The organism is Aeromonas rivuli, from assembly GCF_020149575.1.
GTDB lineage: Bacteria > Pseudomonadota > Gammaproteobacteria > Enterobacterales > Aeromonadaceae > Aeromonas > Aeromonas rivuli.
Genome location: NZ_CP079742.1, coordinates 2,885,134 through 2,907,355, shown reverse-complemented (window position 1 = coordinate 2,907,355; position 22,222 = coordinate 2,885,134). Strand labels below are relative to the sequence as shown.

Here is a 22,222-nt window from a genome sequence, read left to right as displayed (position 1 = left end):
TCCGGAGTGGGTTGTTACGCATGGTGATCTTCCCGTTTGCGGCAGGGCAGGCTCAGGGTCAGTTGAGTGCCGTGAATGCAGGAGAGTTGCAGGCTGCCCCCCAGCGCCTGCACCCGCTCGCGGATGCCGAGCAGGCCGTAACCCTGGGGCGTCTGCTCGGGCAGGCCGCAGCCGTCATCTTCGAGCAGCAGCTGCAATCGCTCACCCTGCTGGTGGGCCCGGATGCGCACCGAGCTGGCGTTGGCGTGTTTTACCACGTTGTTGAGCCCCTCCTGGCAGACTCGAAACAGGGTGACCCGCTGGGCATCGGAGAGACGCTCGTCGGTCAGCTGCCACTCAAGGCGGGTGACGATGCCATGGCGCTCCAGCTCCAGTTCCCGCAGCAACCCGCGCACCGCCTGCTCCAGGCTCATGTCGTCGAGTTGGCGCGGGCGCAGCCGGCCGAGCAGGCCGCGCACCGCATCATAGATGCCGAGCGACAGGGTATCGATGAGGGCGCTGCTCTGGCCGACCCCTGGGTTGTCCGGCGCGAGTCGCTGCGCGATGCCCGCCTGGGTGCGAATGGCGGTGATGGTCTGGCCTATGTCGTCGTGCAGCTCCCGGGCCACCTCCTTACGGATGCTCTCCTCTGTCTCCAGCAGCCGCTCGGTGAGCTGGCGGTTGTGGGCGAGCTGGCGGGTCAGCGCCTGATTGAGCTCGCGCTGGCGCTGGATGCCGGCCCCCAGCAGCAGGCCGGTCAGGCTCTGGGCCAGCAGGGAGAGCAGCAGATCCAGGGGATGTTCGTGCCAGGCCTGGCCCGCCATCAGGGCCACAGTGTTCATCAGGGTGGCGAGCAGGGCCCCCTGCCAGCCATAGCGCCAGGCCATGGCCATGATGGGAATGGCGAGGCAAAACGGCGTGAAGCGCACCAGGGAATCGGGCAGACCGAGCTGCAACCCCAGGCTCAGCACGAACAGCAGCAGATACCAGACCAGATGACGAAAGCGCCAGTCCACCGGCTGATCCACCAGCGCAGGGCCGAGCGGCACCCAGGTGGCGCGGGTCAGATAGTGCCAGATCAGCATGCAGGTTGAAGTGAGGGTCAGGCCGCCGGTCAGGGTGAGCAGCAGGGCAGTGAGGCCATCTTCCCCGGCCAGATGCCAGAGCAGGGATTGCAGCAGCGCCGCCACGGTGACGGTGGCGAGCAGCACCAGCAGCTGCTGCCAGTCGTTGCGTACCCGCTGGCGGCGGGCGATGAGCAGCGGCAGCAGGGTGAGCAGACTGCCGGCCTGAATGAGTGGCCAGGCTGGCAGGCCTATCTCGCTGTCGAGCCAGTAGAGCAGCAGGGATTCACACAGCAGCAGGGGCGGCCAGTAGGGGAGGGGGCTTTGCAGCAGCAGGCCCAGTCGCAGTCCGAACGGGAACAGCAGCACCGCCAGCACCGGGCCACCCGCCAGATGCAGGCCGATGCTCCACAGACAGAACCAGCCGGCGGCGAAAATGAAGCTGGCCGCCAGGGAGATGGCGACATAGCTGGTAAACCGGGAGATCACCAGCTGTCCAGCATGCGGTGGGCCAGCTCCACGTTGTTGCTGACTTTCAGTTTGTCCATCAGGTTGGCGCGGTGCACGTGCACCGTCTTGGGGGAGAGGCCGAGTTGTTCGGCGATGGCTTTCACTTCCAGCCCGCGGGCCAGCAGCTGCGCCACTTCCCGTTCCCGGTTGGTGAGGGGATCCTGGTTGTTGCTGGCTAGCTTGTGGGCGATGTCCGGGGTGAGGTAGCAGCCGCCGTGGGCGGCGGTGCGCACCGCGGCGATCAGCTCCTCCGGGCTGCAGCGCTTGGAGAGAAAACCCTTGGCACCGGCCTGCAACGCCTGCTCGATCAGCGCCGGGCTGTCGTGCACCGACAGCATCACCACGGCGAGGCCGGCGGGCAGGAGCTTGAGCAGCTCCAGCCCGGACTGAGCCGGCATGGAGATGTCGCACACGCACAGCTGGACGCCGCTGCCGGGCAGGCCCGCCAGCGCCTCGGCGGCGCTGCCGAATTCGGCAACGACCCGCAGATCGGGTTCGAGATTGAGCAGTTGGGCAAAGCCGGAGCGGACTATCTGGTGATCGTCGATGAGGGCAATCTTGATCATGGGGCCCGCCTCCTGGTGGGGGTTGTGATGGCGAATGGCTACCAAAGACGTGCCCTACCCGGCAGGGATAACAGCCAAGGCGCCCCCGAAAGGGGCGCCTTGGCATCTGGATCACGGCGATGAGCAGGCATATCTGGTCAGGGGGCATTAAACACTAGCGGCGCCCGGTGACCAAGTGCTCAGTGAGGAGCAGCCTGGTTGTGTGCTGCTCAGACGGATTGGGCAGCCAGGGTGGCGGCTTTCAATTCGCGTTTGATACGGCGGATCTTGCGCTCCTCGGCCACGGCCACGCAGGCCATCAGCACCAGGCAGGCGGCGGCGGCCATGTCCAGCGCCGCGAAGGTGCCGGTCCAGCCGGTCAGACCGAAGATGGGGGTGCCGTCGGCGATCATGCCCAGACCCAGCTTGGCGAAGCTGTCACCGATGAGGTAGGCGAAGGTGCCCTTGACCCCATCGGCCACGCTGATCCCCTGCTTGGGCACGAAGCCCACGGCGGCCACGCCGATCAGCAGTTGCGGCCCGAACACCAGGAAGCCCAGCAGGAAGAGGGAGCCCAGGAACATGAACTGGGTGGTGGCGTGCTGGTAGAGCCCCAGGGTGGCGATGATGAGCGCCAGTGCCACGCAGGCCACCAGACCACGGCGACCGTTCGCCAGATCCGAGAGGTAGCCCCACATCAGGGTGCCGACCAGGGCGCCCACTTCGAAGAAGGTGAAGCCCTGGATGGCGACTTCCTTGGAGAAGCCAAGCTCCTGGTGGGCGTAGACGGTGGACCACTGGTCGATGCCGATGCGCACCACGTAGAGGAAGATGTTGGCAAAGCAGAGCAGCCAGATCACCTTGTTCATCAGCACGTACTTCACGAAGATCTGACCCTTGGTCAGCTTCTGCTCTTCGGTGGCGATGTCCTCTTCGCTGGCGACTTCGTCAAACAGCTCTTCCACCTTGCCCAGACCATAGGCCTCCGGCGAGTCGCTGCCAAAACGCAGGCCGACGAAGCCGACGATGAGGGCGATGATGGAGGGGAAGATGAACATGCCGAGCACGTTGCCATCGAACAGGTAGTTGGCACCGAACAGCGCCACCCCGGCCGCCCCGGCGCCGCCCACGTTGTGGGAGAGGTTCCACATGCCCAGATAGGTACCGCGCTTGTTGCGGGGGGTCCACTTGGTGATGGTGGAGTAGCTGCAAGAGCCACCACAGCTCTGGAAGAAGCCGCTCAGGGCATAGAAGAAGATCATGAAGTAGAGGCTAAAACCCGTGCCCCCCATGCTGGCGCTGAAGCCCAGCATGCAGAGGGCGGAGAGGATCAGCATCAGCGGCAGGAACTGCTTGGTGTTCTTGCCGTCGGCATAGTAGGAGACGACCGTCTTGCCCACCCCGTAGGTGATGGAGAAGCCAAGGCCTATCATGCCAAGCTCGGTCATGGAGAGACCGTACTCCTGGATCATGTCGTTCTGGGCAATGTTGAAGTTCTTGCGGATCAGATACATGGTCAGATAGCCAATGAATACAACCAGATAAGATTGCATGAATGGCTTGAACCAGAGCTTGCGCCGGGCTTCGACCGGCAGGTCCAGGGTGGGGATCCGGACCTGTTGGAGAAATTTCAACATCTTCGTTCATCCTCTGCGAGATAGACGGTATTTCCGCTGCGCCTCCCATTGGTTGATGGGTTGTTAGAGGTCACGCCACGGAAAGGGCAACAGCAAGCGGGTCGCACTGTGCACCTCGCTCCCCTGTCGATTGAACCCATGCCCAAACCTGCGCCTTGGCGAGCGTCGGGGAATTGCATCAGGTGAGCCGACTGTAATGAGGCGCGGCGCAAATGGCGTGAGAGCCATCCCTAGGGGAGTTAGGAAAATGTCCTAGTTTGGCGGTCAGTGGGCGGGAATCGTGAGGTGAGTCACACGGGGGCGTTGGGGATCATGCTGGGATCTTGTCCCTATGAGTCTTGGCCATGGCGAATAAATGGAGTGAGAATATGAGGAGGGTGGCCATGTAATGAAATTGTTCATTTGTTATTTTTGGAAACATCCCGTTATCACCCAAGGATCATTTCATCGGGATGAGGAAAATAGGCAAACTGTTCGCCATGACGAGCATTGCATAAGCTTAAATATAAAGTGAATAGTTAACCTGGCGTTTAAAAGAACAATCTGCTGTTTGCATTGAAATAGACTTTTGTTTTTTAATTTTTACTTATTAATCATTGTCTTGGTGATTTTTCTTGCCGGATTTCTTATATTACTTTTACTAATGTGTTGTATCAAAATTCGTCAATTGAGACATGGGTGGACAACTCCTAAGCTTGCGGCAACTAATTAAGAGGAGCCGCACCATGGCCAACATGACTTATACCCAAGCCGGTTATCAGCAGTCCAGCGAACTGAATCTGATGGTTCGTGCCAAACAGACCTTCCTGACCTGGTTGGAGCGTAGCCGTAGTCGTCGCCAGCTCTCCGAGCTGCCTGCCTATCTGCTCAAAGATATCGGCCTGAACGAATCTGATCGTTATCAGGAAACCACCAAGCCGTTCTGGCGTGGTTGATTGACCGGGCACGGATGCCTCGTTTTTTTTCGCTGGCCGATAGTGCCAACCATAGTCTCTCTGCCATACCGCCGATCTCTACTAGTGCCATCTTCCTTCTTTGCGTCATCTGCTCAGCATGAGCCCTCATTGTCACCTCTGCATCCTTTCCTGTTCCCCTTGCATTGTTATGCTAATGGTTGAATTTGTTTAAAAAATTGTTTTTAAGCCAGAGCGCTACCGTATAATCGGCGCCATCGACAGTGACAAGATGGTGAAACGGATGATCCCTCAACATGATTTCCTGGCGCTGACCCGCCGTCACGAATGGCAGCTCGATCCCTTCTCCTTTTCCCTGGCCGATGGCGCGCAGGCGCAGGTGTGGGACACAGGGGTGCTCTGCATCGAACCGGCCAGCCAGCTGCGCGCCGAGCCCCTCAAGGAGATAGTGCTCTCCTGCGGCATCCATGGTAACGAGACGGCCCCCATCGAGATCTGCAACCAGCTGCTTGGCAAGCTGCTCAGCGGTGAGTTGAGCGCCCGCCATCGGGTGCTGTTCCTGTTTGGCAATCCGGCGGCCATGAACCTGGGGGTGCGCGAGCTGGAAGAGAACATGAACCGGCTGTTTAGCGGTGCCCACAGCAAGGGGGAGGGGTTGTGCAACAGAGAGCGGATCCGCGCCATGCGCCTCGAGCAATATGTGTCCCGCTTCTACTCAACGCCCGGGGCCGAGCGCCTGCATTATGACTTGCACACCGCCATTCGCGGCTCCCGTCACGAGAAGTTTGCCGTTTATCCTTTCCCCCATGATCGCCCCTACAGCCAGGAGCAGATCCGCTTCCTCGGTGCCTGCGGGGTGCGCACCATACTGCTCTCCAACGGTCCGACCACCACCTTCAGCTATTACAGCGTCCGTCAGCACCATGCCTACGGCTTCACGGTGGAGCTCGGCAAGGTGCGCCCCTTTGGCGAAAATGACATGACCCGCTTCATCGAGGCCAGACAGGCACTGCAGGAGCTGGTGTGCGAGGCGAGCGTGGCGCTGGAGCCCTGGCGGCCCGAGGATTTCAATATCTTTGCCATCGATCGGGTGATCAACAAGCGCAGTGCCGATTTTCGCTTCCTGTTTGCCAGCGATGTCGACAATTTCACCGAATTTCCCCAAGGATTTGTCTTGGCGGAAGATGGCGAGTTGCGCCATCTGGTGGAGAAAGAGCGGGAAGCCGTGGTATTTCCCAATGCCAATGTGGCCATCGGCCAGCGAACCATGCTGCTGGTGGTGCCAACCCGGCTGTGGGATGCCTGATCCCTTGATAACGAGTCCCCTTGACGGGACGGGCCTGGCGGTCAGATGATGGAAAAAGGAGCCTGGATTGGCTCCTTTTTTGTTGCCTGCGCGTCAGACCGATTGGCTGCTTATTGAGCTAAATAAAGAGGATATCACTGGGGTTATTTGCTTTTGCCGCATTGCGCTTTGCTTAACAACTTGTTTACATTTTAAGGGTCGCCGCTGGTGGTGACGCAATCACGGCAAGGAGCCAGTTATGACCCATGTCGACATCCCCTTCCTTCGTTACCTCGATGAGGAGGGGCGCCCGGTCGCCACACTTCCGACCTGGCTGGACAAGGAGCTGCTGCACACTTTCTACCGCAACATGGTGATGGTGCGCAGCTATGACAAGAAAGCAATCGCCCTGCAACGCACCGGCAAGCTGGGGACCTTCCCCTCCCATCTGGGGGCCGAGGCGGTCGGCATTGGCGTCGGTCTCGCCATGCAGGCCCAGGATGTCTATGTGCCTTACTACCGCGACATGCCCACCCTGTTCGTGCGTGGCGTGCCCATGGAGAAGAATCTTCAGTATTGGGGCGGTGATGAGCGGGGTAGCGTCTTCAGCAAGCCAGATGGCACGCCCTCTGAGGACTTGCCCATCTGCGTGCCCATCGCCACACAAGTGACCCATGCCTGCGGCGTCGCGGCGGCGTTCAAGCTGCGCAACCAGCCCAGGGTCGCCGTGGTCACCATAGGGGATGGCGGCACCTCCAAGGGGGATTTCCTGGAGGGGCTCAACTGTGCCGGTGTCTGGCACCTGCCGATGGTGATGGTGATCAACAACAACCAGTGGGCGATTTCGGTACCACGCAAGCTGCAATCCAGCGCGCCGACTCTGGCCCAGAAGGGCCTTGGTGCCGGGGTACCCAGCATCCAGGTCGATGGCAATGATGTGCTCGCCGTCTACGATGCCACCCTGAGCGCGGTGGAGCGGGCCCGCGCCGGTAAGGGACCCACCCTGATCGAGGCCATCAGCTACCGGCTCGGCGACCATACCACCGCCGATGATGCGACCCGCTACCGCGATGCCGCCGAGGTTGAAGCCGCCTGGGCCAAGGAGCCGGTCAAGCGGCTGCGCCAGTTCATGGCCGAGCGAGGCTGGTGGGACGAAGCGCAGGAGCAGGCTCTGCTGGCCGATGCCGCAAAGGCAGTGGATCTCGCTGTTGCCGCCTATGAGTCACTGACGGCGCAACCGCCGGAGTCCCTCATCGATTACCAGTTTGCCGAGCTGCCCCGGGATTATCTCGGTCAGCGTCAGCGCATCATCGACAAGGCCATGGCCGGGCAGGGAGGGCGACACCATGAGTGACATGACACTGCTCGAGGCGATCAATCTGGCGCTGCATCACGAGATGGAACACGACCCCGACGTGGTGGTGCTGGGTGAGGATGTGGGGGTCAATGGCGGGGTGTTTCGCGCCACCGTCGGCCTGCGCGACAAGTTCGGCTTCAAGCGGGTGATAGACACCCCGCTGGCGGAGGGGCTGATCGCCGGGGTGGCGGTCGGCATGGCCACCCAGGGACTCAAGCCGGTGGCCGAATTCCAGTTCCAGGGCTTCATCTTCCCCGGCATGGAGCAGATCATCTGCCAGGCGGCGCGGATGCGCAACCGCACCCGGGGCCGGCTCAGTTGCCCCATCGTTTATCGCTCTCCTTATGGCGCCGGTATCCACTCCCCTGAGCACCACAGTGAGAGCGTGGAGGCGCTGTTTGCCCATATTCCCGGCTTGCGAGTGGTGATCCCATCCAGTCCCAAGCGGGCCTATGGCTTGCTCTTATCGGCCATCCGCAGCCCGGATCCCGTGATGTTTTTCGAGCCGGATCGCATCTATCGCGCCATGAAATCCGATGTGGTGGATGACGGCATCGGCTTGCCGCTGGATGTCTGTTTTACCCTGCGCAGCGGCCATGATCTGACCATTGTGGCCTGGGGAGCCTGTATCTTGGAGGTGATGCGTGCCAGCCAGGCGCTGAGCGATGAGGGCATCCAGTGCGAGGTGCTGGATCTCGCCACCATCAAGCCCCTCGACATGGCTAGCATACTCGCCTCGGTACGCAAGACAGGCCGCCTGCTGGTGGTACATGAAGCGTGTGGCAGCTTCGGGGTGGGGGCCGAGATAGTGGCCAGGGTGACGGAAGAGGCGTTTACCAGCCTCAAGGCCCCCCCAAAGCGGCTCACCGGTGTCGATGCCGCCGTGCCTTATTACCGTAATGAGGAGCACTACCTCATCACCGAGCAGGATATCGCCCTGGCGGCGCACCAGCTGATGGAGAACAAGTGGCTATGAACTACTTCACATTGTGGCGAACTGGCCGTCGAGCAAAAAAGAGTCATGAGATTTTTCAACCTTTGGTGATGTCCCCGCGGATGGAGAACGGATCATGAAATATTTCAAGTTGCCGGATTTGGGCGAGGGACTGGCCGAGGCGGAGATCGTGGAGTGGAAGGTTGCTGCCGGCGATGCGGTCAAGGTCGATCAGGTGCTGCTCTCGGTCGAGACGGCCAAGGCGCTGGTGGATGTGCCCTCGCCAGTCAATGGGGTCATCGCTCGGCTCTGTGGTCAGGAGGGAGACATATTGCACATAGGCGCCCCCCTGGTGGAGTTTGAGGGCGGAGAAGATGATGGCACCGTCGTGGGCAAGGTGAGCAGCAGCCAGCAACATATAGAGGATCACTTCGTGGCCGGTGTGCTGGCTGCTGGCGGTCGTCTGGTGCAGGCCATGCCGGCGGTACGTCAACTCGCCCAGCAGCTGGGCATCGACATCAATAACCTCAAGGGTAGTGGCGCTGGCGGCCTGGTGCTGGAGCTGGATGTCCAGCAGGCGTTCGAGGCGCAGCAAGGCAGCGGCAACGAGTTCCTCAAGGGGGCTCGCCGGGCCATGGCCAAGGCAATGGAACATTCGCATCGTACCGTGGTACCGGTCAGCATCACCGATGAGGTCGATCTGCGAGCCTGGCGGGCCGAGGAAGATGTGACGGTACGTCTCATCAAGGCGATCGGCGTCGCTTGTCGGGCCGAACCATCGATGAACGCCTGGTTCGATGGCGAGACCTTGTCGCGGCGATTGTTTACGGAGGTCAATGTGGCCATCGCCGTGGACTCACGCCATGGGCTCTATGTGCCTGTGATGGAGAATGTGGCCGAGCGGGAGCCTGGCGACATTCGCCAGGGGCTGGATCGCATGATAGCCGACGTCAAAGCGCGGGCTGTGCCGCGGGAGATGCTCCAGGGGGCGACCATCACCCTCACCAACTTCGGTGCCATCGCCGGTCGCTACGCCAGTCCGATAGTGACACCGCCCCAGGTGGCCATCATAGGGGCGGGGACACTGTTCGATAAGGTGGTCTTCGTGCAAGGGGAGGCCAGGCCGGTCAGGGCCCTGCCATTGTCGATGACCTTTGACCACAGAGCCTGCACCGGCGGCGAGGCGGCGCGCTTCCTCAAGGCGCTGGTCAAGGCGTTGGAGGCCCCTGCCTGCTAGGCCTTGTGCCCTGCCATTGGCAGGGCACAAATATGTTTGCGTAATGAACAAAGCTACGTATAATCAGTCGAGCTTGAAAAAGGCAATATTTATGTTACTGAATACGATGTTTCACATCCCCTTCTAGTGTCCATAAGTCATTCCCTCTTTTCGAAGCTTTATCCGCCTTTCAAGGCACGAGTAATTTTTGAATACAGGTTTAATAGATATGTCTAACATGATCACCGGTACCGTTAAATTCTTCAACGAAACCAAAGGCTTCGGCTTCATCCAGCAAGAAAATGGCCCGGATGTGTTCGTACACTTCAGCGCCATTCAAGGCAACGGTTTCCGTACCCTGGCTGAAGGTCAGCGCGTACAGTTCACCGTGACCCAAGGTCAGAAAGGCCCGCAGGCTGAGAACGTAACCGCTCTGTAATTGTTACAGAATTTAAGAAAGCCGTGGTGCCTCTGGTACCACGGCTTTTTGTCTATCTGGGCTTTGCCAAGCTGATCTCAGCGGCAGGGATGGCGGCGATTTCCTTCGTGATATGACCACTCCTGCTCTGGATATGGCCTTGTGTGGCTGCGCCTGACATCACGGTGTCATGGCGGGTTGAGCGTGCTCGACTGAGTGTGTTAGAAATAAGGTATCAACAGGAACAGGACTGTTCGGCAGGTTCGTCGATGAAGAGAAGGATCTGGTTCGCCGCTTGCCTGGCGGTCGTTGTGGCGCTCACCTTGCCGCCATCAGCCACTCAAGCGTCTCCGGTAGCCGGGACACAGCCTGATCTGGTTGCCGCCGAGCAGGCCCGCCTCACCTGCCTGCAATTTTTGCAGGTTCGACTCGGGGGCGAGGCCGCGCCCATCAGTATTGAGACCCGCCCCGTGCCCCACAGGGACCAGCAGTGGCTGGTGGACGGCAATGTAAAAGGACCCGAAGGTCCTTTGCTGTTTGCGTGTCACCTGCAACAAGGCGCACGCTGGGAACTGTTGAACTTTTCGCTCTGGGCGGCGCCTATGCCACCGGCCTGAGGGCCACGAGCAGGTGTTGCAGGTGTTCAACCATTGTCATGCCAAAGGGAGTCAGATAGCCGCCATCCTCGGCGCTGATCAGACCCTGCTGATGCAGGCGTCCCGCCGCCTGGCAGAGCGTATCACTCATATCACTGCGTAACTTGATCCCCACACTCAAATTCGCCGGATCAAAGCAGGCCAGTACTTTCAGTTCATGGATAAAGTCTTCAGAAATCTGGTCGATCCCAATCATGGACAGGCTCCTTACGCTAATGATGTATGCAAATTAGCACTCCCCGAGGGAGTTTAGTGGGCGCTGGGTCAAAGTATTGGCGATTATGGTGGGTGGACAGGCCGTATGGCGATTTTTCAGGCAGGCGGTGCGATGAGCATTGCCGCTCACCGTGATAGGATAGGGCTTCATCGGCCCAGTCCCTCGTATCCCCTTGTCCAAGGCAACCCGCATGACCTGCATCACATTGATTTCTCTGCTTCACCGTCTCTCTCCCCAGTTTCCCATCTATCCGGTGGCGCAGCTCTTGTTCCCGTTGAGCGAGCATGAGGGGGAGGTCTGGTTACCCCCTCTGAGCAGTCCGGATGTGGCGGCTTTGCGTGCCAAGGTGGTCCCGCAAGCACTGCGTGAGCTTGCCTCCCTCTCCGCTGGCTGGTGCGATTTTGCCGTGAGCGACAGCGGTGATACCCCCGAGCTGGACGCCTTGGCCAACTATGACGAAGAGATGCTGGATAACCTGCGCCTTTACTGGGGCAGTGCGGCCAAGATCAATCACCCGATCACCGATAACCTGTTTGAACTGCGCAGGGGAGTGGTGGATGAGGCCCATGGCAGCAAGTTGGCCCAGGCTTGGGAACGCCAACAGGAGCTGCGATTTGCGCAGCTGATGACGGCGGCCAAGGGGCAGGATCTGCTCTGTTTCGTCGAGGTTGAATCGGCCTATTGGCTGCGTCAGCGTCTGAGTGAGCAGGCCGAGATAGTGCTGCATATTCCCGCACTGTAGAGATGATGAAACCGTTGAGTTTACGGGGTCACCCTGTTTGAGTCGCCCTGATTGACCGGGTGGCATCCTTAACTGGCGTTAACCAGCCGTGTCCTGACGGCGCGGGGCGTCCATTCACTGGACAAGGCTGCGGCAAGATGTGAACATGTCGCCCTTTATTGCGCGAGCCAGCCCGGTTCGGGTCATCATCGACTCGGCAGCCCAGGCCCATCGCGATCCTTGGTACTGCATAAGAGACTTGACCATGAGCTATGAACTGACCGAGACCGAGCGCAATGCCGCGCTGCAACTGAACGCCGACTACCGCTTTGATCACTTCATCAGCAAGCTGGTCGAGCATGAAGAGCTGTTCGTGCTGACCGACGAACACGGCGTCATGATGCTGACCACCGAAGACGAAGACTGCATCCCGGTATGGCCGCACCCCGAATACGCCCAGGCCTGGGCCGAAGGCGAGTGGGCTGAATGCAAGCCGCAGTCCATCACCCTCAAGGTGTGGCTGGAGCGCTGGGTGGAAGGCATGGAGCAGGATGAGCTCTGCGTGGCCGTGTTCCCGACCCCGGATCAGGAAGGCATCGTACTCGAGCCTGCCGACGTGGCCGATGCGGTTGCCCAGAAGCAGGCCAAGCGCGGTTAATTCCCCTCCGCTTGTGCTAAACACAACCCCGCCATTGGCGGGGTTGTGTCGTTTGGGGCATCCGATGACGGACTCAGGGCTGCAGGTAGCGGGTGTCGCGGATATTGACCTGAGGGTAGCGGGTGCCTTGCTTGATGGCGTTCAGGGTCTCCTTCTTCACCGTCTCATCTATCCAGAACAGACCGCCGTAGCTGTAGCCGGAGTTGAAGCCATCGAGGGGCCAATAGAGCACTTCGCTCTTGGTGGTGGCAATCTCCTTGGGCAGTTTTATCCAGCGCCATGCCCCTTCCCGGGTATAGGGAACCTGATAGGTGGGCACGAAGCTGGCCAGCTCATAGAGCCGGGCCTGGATCTGCCGTGACAGTTCGGCTTTCTTGGCAAAATCGAACTCCTTGTCGTACTGCTCCACCAGGGCCGTGATGGCGTCATCATCGATGTTCATGATGTTGTTGGTCTGTGGCTTGTGGGCGTTGACCTTGTGGAAATATTCCCAGTAGGCGGGATAACGTCCCGTACTCCAGGCCATCCAGGCGCTCTGGTGTTTCTTCTCCAGCATGGCCTTGAAGCCCGCTGAGGCATCCATCAGGTTGAGCTCCAGATTAAGACCCGCTTTTTTGGCCTCTTCACGCAGCAGGGTGAGGCGCTGGGAGTGCTCCGAGGTGGTGTAGATCACGTTCAGTGACAGTGATCTGCCCTTGGCATCTTGCAATATGCCCTCTGGCCCGGCTTTGGTGAAACCCGCCTTGGCGAAATAGTCGCGCGCGAGCGCAGGGTCGAAGGGCCGCGCCTTGAGGGCGTTATTGGTGAAGTCTCCCTGACCGGATCCATAGTTGTTGAGGCGCTGGTAGTCGCCACGCAACAAGGTACTCAGCATCTTGTCGATGTTGAGGGCGTACTGGATGCCGAGCCTGACATTGAGGTCGCTCAGCAAAGGGTCATCGATGTTGAGATAGAGGCCGCTCGGGGATTGCGGGGTCTGGGTATAGAACCAGATACGGTTTATGTAGCCCTTGTCAAATTCGGGGGTCTTGGTCTTGTCGTGCCACCAGTTCGGGATCACCAGTCCGAAGGTATCCAGCTCGCCGCGCAGGAAGTGCTGCCAGGCAATGTTGAGATCGCGCAACACCTTGATCTGGATACGGTCGGGATTGAACCTGTGCTGGAAGTAGCGCTCGTCGTTACCCCACCACTCGGGAATGCGGCTGAAGGTAACGGATTTGCCCTTCTTGACCTCGCTGAGCTGATAGGGGCCCGTCACCGGCAATACCTTCCAGTTGTACTCCCGCACCCAGTTGTCATCGAGTGTGATGGCGTGACTGGGCTCGGGGGAGAAGGGGAGGGAATCGAGCAAGTCTTCCCGGCTCTTCTCGCTGCCGCTGGTGATGGCCAGAGTGTGGTCATCGAACTTGATCACATCGACAATTTGAGTGCTGTAGTAGTTGTTGTACCAGGGGGCATTGATCTGCTTGCTGCGCAGCATCTTGAGGGTGAACAGGAAGTCGTCTGCGCTGACCGGTACGCCATCGGACCAGCGGGCCTTGGGGTTGATGCGAAAATACATGGTCTTGTGATCGGCCCCGAACGCCCACTGGTTGGCCAGCATGGGGATCGGATTGCCGGTGTCGGGGTGGCTGGCCAGCAGGGGCAGCCGGTTTTCCCGCATATAACCGGCGAAGGCGCCATTGGCATCGGGGCCATAGTTGCGCAGGGTCAGCGGAAAACTGGTCATGAAGGTCCGAAAGGTACCGCCCCGCTGGGCAGCCGGATCGGCATAGACGGGATCCGTATCGTTGCTTTCCCACTTGAGATCCGTTGGCAGGGTGGCACTCCAGCCGAGCTGAGTCCAGCACAGGGCGAGGGCGGCGGCCCCCAGGTGATTCAGTCGCATATCCTTTGCTTCCTTGTCGTGGCTGCGTGTTGAGGCGTTTATTTTACAATAGCGGGCCAAGCCATTGGCATGGCCCATCATGAGAGGGCATCAGGCCCGGGTCAATGGTTTGGACAGGGCCAACCGCCCCCCCAGCAGGTGTACCAGGAAGCCGAGCAGCACCAGCGCAGAGCCCAGCCACTGCAAGGGGGTTGGATGCTCATCGAGCAAGATGGCGGCAGTCACCATGCCGACGCAGGGGACCAGCAGGGAGAGCGGCGCCACTTGGGCTACGGGGTAGCGCATCAGCAAGCGGCCCCACAGCCCGTAGCCGAGCCAGGTGGCAACCAGCGAGAGATAAAGCACGCAGAGCAACCCTTTCCAGCTGAACTGTTGCAGGCTATGGACGATAAGCGCCGGCCCCTCGAACAGCCAGGAGAGGGCGAGAAACGGCACTATGGGCACCAGGCCACCCCAGGCGATCAGGCTCGGCAAGGCCACCTGATAGCGCAGCCCAATCTGGCGGTTGATGACGTTACCGAGGCCCCAGCAAGCGGAGGCGCACAGGGTCAGCACGAAGCCGAGCAGGGTCAGGTTGCCTTCCCCATGAGTGGCGATGAGGTAGAGACCGGCTCCTGCCAACGGCAGGGCGACCCAGTGGTGGGGCTGCCAGCGTTCTCCCAGCCAGATCATGGCGAACAGCAGGGTAAATACCACTTGAGATTGCAACACCAGGGAGGCCATGCCTGCGGGCATGCCAAACTTCATGGCGCTAAACAGGAAGGCAAACTGGGCCAGGCTGATGGTTCCGCCGTAGGCCAGCAGCCAGCGCCAGGGGATGGTGGGTTTTGGTACCAGCAAGATGGCGGGAAAGACCACGCCGACAAAACGCAATGCGCCCAGCAGCAGGGGCGGTATGCCGTCCAGCCCCCACTTGATCACCACGAAATTGAGGCCCCAGCAGAGGATAACCAGGGCTGCCAGACACTTGTCCTTGGCTTGCATGACACATCCTTGTTTGATAGCGAAGGTAATGATCCCGCCAGGACAGGCAGGCAAGGTGTCGAGCATAACCTCGACAGGGTGCCCGGCGTCAACCGGAACGCCAGTTTCAGGCTGATTTAGGTGTCCGTTGAGGGGGGAGCCGGCACTCGATACAAGATGCCAATGCTCAAAGCCGCCTGTGATGGGGTCATCGCCCTGGCGAGCTGCCTTGATTGCCCAAGAGCCAGGGAAGTGCTCGGGGAGGGGTTGCGCAGACTAAACTCCAAGGGAGAGCACCCGCGGTGCGGGTCCTGATAAATGGTAAATACGGAGGTACCCCATGAGCGATCACTCCCTGCTTCCCCATGGCGAGGATCTGCGCCGGGCGGTACGCTGGTTGGCCGAGGGACACGCCAGTGATCCCCATGCTATCGAGGAGGCCTGCCTGCGCTTCGATCTCTCTCCCCTCGATGGAGAGTTTCTCATCACCCACTGGACCGCGCCTGGCAACAGTACCGATCGGCCAGCCTGAGCGCGGCCGGCGCCGGACTCCCTTATAGCGCCGTGGTGTCGTCAGATGAAATGAGCGAGGGTGATGCCATAATCCTTGGGATCCACGGTGCTCTCTATGGTCTCATTGACGCTGGCTTTGGCAAGGTCGAGCAGTTGCACCTCCAGATAGTGCCGTTGGGTGGCGTGATAGATCACCTTGACCAGGGGCTTGAGTGGCGCCAGCTCGTTGCGTTGCATCACCAGGGCCAGGCGCTGATTGGAGAGCAGTACCAGGGTGCCAACCGGATAGACCCCCATGCACTTGATAAAACGCGTCACCAGTCCCTCATCGAAGTGAGTGACAGCCCCCTTGAGCAGGATCCTGAACGCCTGGGTCGGCTGCATCCCCTGCTTGTAGACCCTGTCTGCCGTCACCGCATCATAGACATCGACAATGGCGCTCATGCGCGTGTAGAGCGAGAGCTGCTCTCCCTTGAGGTGGCGGGGGTAACCTGAGCCATCCAGCCGCTCATGGTGGTTGGCGGCCACCTCCAGCATGGTGGGGGTGATACCCGTCGTCGCCTTGAGGATGTCGTGGCTGTGCACCACATGCTCGCGCATGATGGCAAACTCTTCGTCGGTCAGCTTGCCCGGTTTGTTGAGCACGGCATCCGGGGTCATTATCTTGCCCACATCGTGGAGCAGCCCTCCCAGGGTCAACTCCTTGAGCACGCTGCGTTCGAGCCCCAGATAGCGGCCGAAGTTGGCGAGCAGTATGGCCACGTTCATGGAGTGTTCCATCAGGTAGGCATCCTTGGCCCGGATGCGGGCCAGACAGAGCATGGCATCCCCGTGACTGAACATGGTGTCGACCATCTCCTCGGCCACGGTGGCGAGCGAGGTGATATCGATGGGTTCGCCCGCCTTGAGCTGGCGAATGAACTTGCCTTGCAGCTCACGGGCTTCTTGATAGAGGCGGCGGATCTTGAGCTCGCGCCCCTCACCCGGGACACGGGGCCCCTGGGGGGCAGTCATCGAGAGAGAGGAGCTGTCTGGTTGCTCGGCGGCACAAGGGGGGGAAGCCTTGGCCAGCTTGCTACGACTGAGATCGACCCGCACCCTCAGCACGCCGCGGGTCACCAGGGCCGCAATCTGGCGCTCATCGTTGACCCGGCCTGTCTGGGCAATCTCCATGTCGCCCCGTTGGCTGATGATGGCTACCACGAACATGCCGGGTTTGAGGCTACTGATGGCAATGACGGGATGGGGGGAGGCTGAGATCATAGGGTTCTGCCTTTATGATGGTGCCTGGTCACTTAGGCTGATTATGGGGCGAGTCTACCACTGGTTTCGGAGGCCGTCACAGGCCTGGCGGGCGTTAATGCTGGAGTTGTCACGGTTGGCCGATATAATGTCGCCCTTTTCCCGATGGCAATGTTGAGGTAGTGAATGCGGCTCGATAAATTTCTTTGCGACTGTTCCGATCTGACCCGCTCCCTGGCGGGCCGAGTGATCAGGCGAGGAGAGGTCATAGTGGATGGCATCGTGGTCAAACAACCCGCTTTCCATATCAACGAACAGAGCCAGATCGAGTTTGACGGCGTCATGCTGAGCCTCGACAGGCGCAACCGCTACTTCATGCTGCATAAACCGGAAGGCTATGTCTGCTCCAATGAGGATCCTGATCACACGACGGTGTTCGCGCTGCTGGATGAGCCGGCCATCGGCAAGCTGCATGTGGTGGGGCGCCTCGATCTCGATACCACAGGCCTGGTGCTGATCAGCGACGATGGCCAGTGGTCCCATCGCATCACCTCGCCTCGCCACGAGTGTGCCAAGACCTACCGCGTCTGGCTGGCGGACCCTGTTCATCAGGATGCGGTCTCGCTGTTTGCCGATGGGGTTTTCCTGCGCAATGAGACCGATAAAACGCGCCCGGCCAAGCTCGAGCTGTTGGGGGAGTGCGAGGCGCGGCTGACCATCCAAGAGGGCAAGTACCATCAGGTCAAGCGGATGTTCGCCTCCATCGGCAACAAGGTGGTCGGCCTGCACCGTGAGCAGATAGGGCCGTTGATGCTGGATGAGACCTTGGAACTTGGTGAGTATCGTGAGCTGACTGACGAAGAGATTGCCCTGTTCTGAGTCCCCTTGTGCTCAACCACATTGCCTGGGCAGGAGCGGGGATATGGGATGGAAAAACGGCGGGGGCTGACAGGCCCCCGCCGTTTTTTTGTGGCTTCTCATCCCCTCCCTGAGGGTCAGGGAGCGGCGTTACCCACTGGGACGGCGCCTGTTCAGCAGGTCCCATGGGGAGGGCATGGCTCAATGGCTGCCACTCATGCCCAGCACCAGAATGGTGCCCAGGGTGGCGAGCAGGGCACCCGCCCAGGCGGGCAGGCTGGGGCGCTGACCCGAATGCCACCAGAGCAGGGGGAGCAGCACCACAGGGGTGGTGGCGGAGAGAATGGCCACCATGCCCACATCCCCCTGGCGCAGGGCAACCAGGATCAGTGTCATCCCCAAGGCCATGGCCAGGAAACCATTGACTCCAATCATGGCGAGAATGGGGCGATTGATGGGGTTGAGGGGCATGGCGAGGGGCACCCGCAGCAGGCGCAGCACGCAATGGGCAAACAGGGCGCTGGCCATGCGCACCCCGGAGGCGCTGACCGGATCTATGTCGCTGCCGGCCATCACCGGCTTGGCAATGATGGCCCCCAGGCTCTGACACAGGGCGGCAGTCAGACCCAGCCCTATGCCGATGGCGATGTGGCCGCGAACCTGCTCCCAGTCATGGGACTGGCCGCGCCGACCGAAGAGTATGGCCAGCATGACCCCGGTGAGCACCAGCAGGGCGCCAAGCAGCCGCCAGCCGGTGAGCGTCTCGTCAAACAGCCAGAGGCCGAGCAGGGCGGAGAAGAGCGCATGGCAGGAGAAGAGCAGGCCGCTGCGGCGGGGGCCGAGTCGGTTCATGCAGGCGAACAGGGCGGTATCGCCAATGAAGATGCCGATGAGACCCGAGAGGATCAGCAGAGGCACGGCCCCGGCGCTCAGGCTCTGCCAGCCACCCGTTGCCAGACTGGCCCCCCCCAGCATCAGGCTGACCAGGAACATGCGCCAGCGACTGTAGGCGAAGGCCCCCAGATGGCGAGCCGGTTTGACCGATATCAGGGCGGCAACCGCCCATAAACTGGCGGCAGCCAGCGCCAGCCACTCGTACCCCATAAAGACCTCTGAACATCCAGTCTGAAAGCCGAGCCAGGCGGCGACCTGTGCCACTCCCCGACCTTCATGACAACAACGAAAAAGTAGCTGCAAAGCCGTAGCAGGCCACGCCCTGCACCCGTGACTCATACTGCATAAAGACTGCGGCGTCTCAAGGGGGAAAGGTGCGGCAAACCGTTGCCTGCGCCAGTCATCCGGATTCCATGCCAACGACGAAAAAAAATGCCCGAAAGACTCCATCTCTGGGGAGAGCCGGATACAATACGGGGCGTTTTCGGGGATAACAAGGACGGCATCATGCATTCGTCATCAGGCGCGCCGTCGGCCTTCCCCTCATGTTTGGTAAAGCATTGCGAAAAGAGGTCAGTTGTATGTATCACCGTCTTGTCCATCCCGCCCTGCGCCGGATCTCTCCCCTGTTGTGCGCCTTGCTATGTGGCGGCACCTTGAGCCAGGTGGCCCTCGCCACGCCCGTGGATGCCGCCCCGGATCTCGCCCCCCGTCAGACTCTGGTCAAGGGCAATGGTGCCGAGCCAGAATCCCTGGATCCGGCCCTGGTGCGCAGCGGCTTTCCCGGTGAAGTGATCCTGGTCGACTTGTTCGAGGGATTGGTGAGCGAAAATGGCGAGGGCAAGATAGTACCGGCCCAGGCCATGAGGTGGGAGCAGAGCCCGGATGGGTTGGAGTGGCGTTTCTTCCTGCGCCCCAACCTGCACTGGTCGAATGGCACGCCCCTCAAGGCGGAGGATTTTGTCTATGCCTGGCGCCGTTTGCTCGATCCCGCCCTGGCATCTCCCTCGGCGGGGCTGATGCTGGCCACGGGCATCAACAATGCCGCTTCCATCTATGCCGGTGCCCTGGATCTTGACTCGCTGGGGGTGGTTGCAGAGGGGGATCAGATCCTCAAGGTGACCCTGGAGCGGCCCGTCCCCTATTTTCTGCAGCTCATCAGTCAGCGCCCCTTCGTGCCGGTGCCACGGCAAGTGATTGCCGAATTTGGCAAGGGGTGGACCCAGCCCGCTCATCTCGTCAGCAATGGTGCCTATCGGCTCACTAGCTGGGTGATGAACGAGCGGCTGGAGGCCGAGCGCAACCCCGCTTATTGGGACAACGGCCACACTCGCATCGATAGGGTCACCTATCTGCCGCTCGCTTCCCAGCATGCCGAGCGACTGCGCTACGAGGCGGGAGAGATCCAGCTCACCAACCGGGTCGCCCAGGATTACTATGCCCGCATCAAGGCCACTGCCCCTGAACGGCTCTGGGGCCTGCCGCTGCTCGGCACCTATCTCTATAGCTTCAACATGAACAAACCCGAGTTGCAGGATGTGCGGGTACGCCAGGCCCTGAGCATGGTGATCGACCGCCAGCTGCTGACCGACAAGGTGAGTGCTCAGGGGGAGCTGCCCAGCTGGCGCCTGCTGCCAGATATGCCGGGTTATACGGCCACCACCCCTGAGCTGGCGAATGCCTCCCAGGATATCCGCAGCGCCATGGCCGTTAAGCTCCTCAAGGAAGCGGGCATCGACGAGACTCATCCCCTGCGCCTGACCCTCATCTACAACAGCTCGGAGAACCACAAACGCATGGCGCTGGCGGTGGCCAGCATGTGGAAGCCCCTCGGGGTCGAGGTCGAACTGCGCAACATGGAGTGGAATGCCTATCAGCTTGCCAAGAACAGCGGTGACTTCATGGTGGCGCGATCCTTCCTGTTTGGTGACTATGTGGAACCCTCTGCCATGCTCAATGCCCTGCGCTGCCTGGATCCGCAAAACGAGAGTGGCTACTGCAACCCTCACTATGATCAACTGTTAGAGCAGGCCGCGGCGACCCTGGATGAGCAGCGCCGCAACCACTTCTATCAGCAGGCCGAGCGTCTGATAGAGCAGGATGTGCCCGTCATCCCCCTCTATCACTACAACCAGATGCGGCTGGTCGATCCCCAATTGCGTGGCTTGCCCAGCAGCAATCTCAAGGGGGCGATCGCCACCAAGGATCTCTATTTCGTGACTCCTTCAGGGGCCAAGTGATGAGACTCGCCATTCTCTCTGATCTGCATGGCAGCCTGAGCGCCTTTGACGGTGTCATGGCCTGGCTCGGGCCCTGGCAGCCGGATCACTTGCTGCTGCTCGGGGACCTGCTGAGCCATGGTCCGCGCAATCCCGTCCCCGAGGGCTACCAGCCGGCGGCGCTGGCCGCACGACTCAATGGCCTGGCCAGTCGCATTCTGGCGGTGCGAGGGAACTGTGATTCGGAAGTGGATCAGATGCTTCTCGATTTCCCCATGATGGCGCCCTACAACCAACTGCTGGTCGATGGGCGGCGCTGGTTCATGAGTCATGGTCATCTCTACCACGCCGATGCCGTGCCTCTGCCGCCGGGCAGCCTCTATCTGAGCGGTCATACCCACCTGCCCGAGCTGAGGCGCACAGGGCAGGGCGAGCAACGGCGGGTCATGGTCAATCCGGGCTCTCTCTGTTTTCCCCGGGGCGAGCTGCCTGCCAGCCTGGTCTGCTATGAAGCGGGGGAGCTGAGTCTGCGGGCGGCGCAGGATGGACGGGTGCTGCAGCGGCTCTCTCTGGCAGAGGGGTCTGCCTGAGCAGGGGGGGAGATGACAGTGGTGAACCTGAGTGCCCAGCCCGATGGTTGGGCGGCTCACGAGTGAAGATCGATGATGAGTAAAGCGAAAAGGGTGCCCTGAGGGGCCGGGAAGGCAGACGGGAGAGGCTAGGCCTTGATCCCCGGGGAGCGGGTGCCGGAGCGGGTGTTGCCCTTGGCATCATAGGTGAGCGAGTTTCTGTCTCGCAGCTGGTTCAGGAAACCGGCCAGGCGACGATTGGAGACAATACTCAGCTCCAGCAGGCGACCATTGGTATCGTTTTGTTGCTGGCAGGCGACCAGCGCATCGGCGATCCTGGCCATGATATCCGGCTGGTGTGCGAGCCTATCCTGAAGATCGGGCTGCTGGGCCAGACTGGTATCAAGCGCCTCTATGGCACCTAGCAACTGCTGTTTACGTTCTGCCAGGGTCGGCAACTCCAAGGCTCTGCGCTGCTTGAGCAGTTCAAACTCCTCGCTCAGCAAACCCTGCATCTGGGTCAGCTGATCATGCTGTTGTTGCAGCAGTGCAGCCAGACTCATCATCCCAGGGTTTTTTCCAGCTTGGCTTCGAAGCTGAACATCTTCTTGGCAACGGCTTCGCCATTGACCTGATACTGGCCACTGGCCACGGCTTTCTTCAGGCTTTCCACCCGGCTCTCATTCCCGGTCGATGCCGAGTTGAGGTTTTTTTGTACTTGTTGCAACTGTTGCGCCTCACTGGTCAGGGAGACTGAATCGACCTTGACCTGAGTGGTGCGGGCATCTTGTCCGCCGTTGGTCGACTTGGCCACGCTGCTCTGGCTGTTACCGGTATTTTGTACCCGATTACCTGCCAAGTTGTTGATATTGTTAATAGCCATCTTGGTTACCTTTATTCGCTTTGCTGCCTGCTTACCCGTTTATCGGTCTAAGCTACCGGAACTTTAGGGAAAATTACCAAAA

General features: G+C 60.4%; 23 protein-coding genes. 13 read left to right on the top strand and 10 right to left on the bottom strand.

The window, feature by feature from the left end:
- Positions 1-14: 14 nt before the first annotated feature.
- The 3 genes from uhpB to uhpT form a co-directional block, all read right to left on the bottom strand.
- The gene (gene uhpB, locus KYK33_RS13375) at positions 15-1,532 is read right to left on the bottom strand and encodes a signal transduction histidine-protein kinase/phosphatase UhpB (RefSeq protein WP_224430842.1); all 1,518 of its coding nucleotides are present in this window, start codon (positions 1,530-1,532) and stop codon (positions 15-17) included.
- Positions 1,529-2,119 (bottom strand): transcriptional regulator UhpA, encoded by a 591-nt coding sequence (gene uhpA, locus KYK33_RS13370; protein ID WP_224430841.1) that lies wholly within the window; start codon positions 2,117-2,119, stop codon positions 1,529-1,531. The genes uhpB and uhpA overlap by 4 nt, the downstream gene beginning before the upstream one ends.
- Positions 2,120-2,328: 209 nt before the next feature.
- Positions 2,329-3,735, bottom strand: coding sequence for a hexose-6-phosphate:phosphate antiporter (gene uhpT, locus KYK33_RS13365; RefSeq protein WP_224430840.1), 1,407 nt, complete (start codon positions 3,733-3,735; stop codon positions 2,329-2,331).
- A 725-nt stretch (positions 3,736-4,460) separates the two neighbouring features.
- Between uhpT and KYK33_RS13360 the strand changes: the two genes are divergently transcribed.
- The 7 genes from KYK33_RS13360 (at position 4,461) to KYK33_RS13330 (ending at position 10,476) form a co-directional block, all read left to right on the top strand.
- Positions 4,461-4,670 (top strand): DUF1127 domain-containing protein, encoded by a 210-nt coding sequence (locus KYK33_RS13360; RefSeq protein WP_042039552.1) that lies wholly within the window; start codon positions 4,461-4,463, stop codon positions 4,668-4,670.
- 262 nt (positions 4,671-4,932) lie between these two features.
- Positions 4,933-5,955: a succinylglutamate desuccinylase gene (astE, locus tag KYK33_RS13355; protein ID WP_224430839.1), complete on the top strand. Its 1,023-nt coding sequence runs from the start codon at positions 4,933-4,935 to the stop codon at positions 5,953-5,955.
- Positions 5,956-6,193: 238 nt separating this feature from the next.
- Positions 6,194-7,288, top strand: coding sequence for a pyruvate dehydrogenase (acetyl-transferring) E1 component subunit alpha (gene pdhA / locus KYK33_RS13350; RefSeq protein WP_224430838.1), 1,095 nt, complete (start codon positions 6,194-6,196; stop codon positions 7,286-7,288).
- Complete coding sequence (locus KYK33_RS13345) at positions 7,281-8,267, top strand: alpha-ketoacid dehydrogenase subunit beta (RefSeq protein WP_224430837.1); 987 nt, start codon at positions 7,281-7,283, stop codon at positions 8,265-8,267. Before pdhA ends, KYK33_RS13345 begins: the two co-directional genes overlap by 8 nt.
- 94 nt (positions 8,268-8,361) lie before the next feature.
- Positions 8,362-9,462, top strand: coding sequence for a dihydrolipoamide acetyltransferase family protein (locus KYK33_RS13340; RefSeq protein ID WP_224430836.1), 1,101 nt, complete (start codon positions 8,362-8,364; stop codon positions 9,460-9,462).
- Positions 9,463-9,670: 208 nt separating this feature from the next.
- Entirely contained in the window at positions 9,671-9,880 is a 210-nt protein-coding gene (locus KYK33_RS13335) for a cold-shock protein (RefSeq protein ID WP_042043304.1), read from the top strand.
- Positions 9,881-10,128: 248 nt separating this feature from the next.
- Entirely contained in the window at positions 10,129-10,476 is a 348-nt protein-coding gene (locus KYK33_RS13330; RefSeq protein ID WP_224430835.1) for a hypothetical protein, read from the top strand.
- Here the strand turns inward: KYK33_RS13330 and KYK33_RS13325 are convergent.
- Positions 10,460-10,711, bottom strand: a complete 252-nt coding sequence (locus tag KYK33_RS13325) for a TIGR02647 family protein (protein WP_042043305.1) — start codon at positions 10,709-10,711, stop codon at positions 10,460-10,462. The genes KYK33_RS13330 and KYK33_RS13325 overlap by 17 nt on opposite strands.
- Positions 10,712-10,922: 211 nt before the next feature.
- On the opposite strand from KYK33_RS13325, the gene KYK33_RS13320 reads away from it, so the two are divergent.
- Positions 10,923-11,474: a hypothetical protein gene (locus KYK33_RS13320; RefSeq protein WP_224430834.1), complete on the top strand. Its 552-nt coding sequence runs from the start codon at positions 10,923-10,925 to the stop codon at positions 11,472-11,474.
- Positions 11,475-11,718: 244 nt separating this feature from the next.
- Complete coding sequence (locus tag KYK33_RS13315) at positions 11,719-12,111, top strand: DUF2750 domain-containing protein (protein ID WP_042043575.1); 393 nt, start codon at positions 11,719-11,721, stop codon at positions 12,109-12,111.
- Positions 12,112-12,184: 73 nt separating this feature from the next.
- Here the strand turns inward: KYK33_RS13315 and KYK33_RS13310 are convergent, their stop codons facing one another.
- A complete protein-coding gene (locus KYK33_RS13310; RefSeq protein WP_224430833.1) occupies positions 12,185-13,999 on the bottom strand; it encodes an extracellular solute-binding protein in 1,815 nt (604 codons plus the stop codon).
- Between the two features lie 90 nt (positions 14,000-14,089).
- Positions 14,090-14,983 carry an EamA family transporter gene (locus tag KYK33_RS13305; protein ID WP_042043309.1) on the bottom strand — a complete coding sequence of 298 codons (894 nt, stop codon included), beginning with the start codon at positions 14,981-14,983 and terminating at the stop codon, positions 14,090-14,092.
- Positions 14,984-15,302: 319 nt separating this feature from the next.
- On the opposite strand from KYK33_RS13305, the gene KYK33_RS13300 reads away from it, so the two are divergent.
- Complete coding sequence (locus KYK33_RS13300) at positions 15,303-15,494, top strand: hypothetical protein (RefSeq protein ID WP_224430832.1); 192 nt, start codon at positions 15,303-15,305, stop codon at positions 15,492-15,494.
- Positions 15,495-15,535: 41 nt separating this feature from the next.
- On the opposite strand, the gene KYK33_RS13295 is transcribed toward KYK33_RS13300, so the two are convergent.
- The gene (locus KYK33_RS13295) at positions 15,536-16,738 is read right to left on the bottom strand and encodes an HD-GYP domain-containing protein (RefSeq protein WP_224430831.1); all 1,203 of its coding nucleotides are present in this window, start codon (positions 16,736-16,738) and stop codon (positions 15,536-15,538) included.
- A 165-nt stretch (positions 16,739-16,903) separates the two neighbouring features.
- Here KYK33_RS13295 and rsuA point away from each other — a divergent pair, with 165 nt between their 5' ends.
- The gene (gene rsuA, locus KYK33_RS13290; protein ID WP_042043314.1) at positions 16,904-17,596 is read left to right on the top strand and encodes a 16S rRNA pseudouridine(516) synthase RsuA; all 693 of its coding nucleotides are present in this window, start codon (positions 16,904-16,906) and stop codon (positions 17,594-17,596) included.
- A gap of 180 nt (positions 17,597-17,776) precedes the next feature.
- Here rsuA and KYK33_RS13285 read toward each other — a convergent pair whose 3' ends face one another.
- Entirely contained in the window at positions 17,777-18,679 is a 903-nt protein-coding gene (locus KYK33_RS13285; RefSeq protein WP_042043315.1) for a DMT family transporter, read from the bottom strand.
- A gap of 371 nt (positions 18,680-19,050) precedes the next feature.
- On the opposite strand from KYK33_RS13285, the gene KYK33_RS13280 reads away from it, so the two are divergent.
- Together KYK33_RS13280 and yfcE are read left to right on the top strand one after the other, a co-directional pair.
- Positions 19,051-20,709 carry a peptide ABC transporter substrate-binding protein gene (locus tag KYK33_RS13280; protein ID WP_224430830.1) on the top strand — a complete coding sequence of 553 codons (1,659 nt, stop codon included), beginning with the start codon at positions 19,051-19,053 and terminating at the stop codon, positions 20,707-20,709.
- Positions 20,709-21,278 (top strand): phosphodiesterase, encoded by a 570-nt coding sequence (gene yfcE, locus KYK33_RS13275; RefSeq protein WP_042043320.1) that lies wholly within the window; start codon positions 20,709-20,711, stop codon positions 21,276-21,278. The genes KYK33_RS13280 and yfcE overlap by 1 nt, the downstream gene beginning before the upstream one ends.
- Positions 21,279-21,406: 128 nt before the next feature.
- On the opposite strand, the gene KYK33_RS13270 is transcribed toward yfcE, so the two are convergent.
- Both KYK33_RS13270 and flgM read right to left on the bottom strand, forming a co-directional pair.
- Positions 21,407-21,823, bottom strand: coding sequence for a flagella synthesis protein FlgN (locus tag KYK33_RS13270; RefSeq protein WP_224430829.1), 417 nt, complete (start codon positions 21,821-21,823; stop codon positions 21,407-21,409).
- Positions 21,820-22,140, bottom strand: coding sequence for a flagellar biosynthesis anti-sigma factor FlgM (gene flgM, locus KYK33_RS13265; protein ID WP_224430828.1), 321 nt, complete (start codon positions 22,138-22,140; stop codon positions 21,820-21,822). The genes KYK33_RS13270 and flgM overlap by 4 nt, the downstream gene beginning before the upstream one ends.
- Positions 22,141-22,222: the final 82 nt, after the last annotated feature.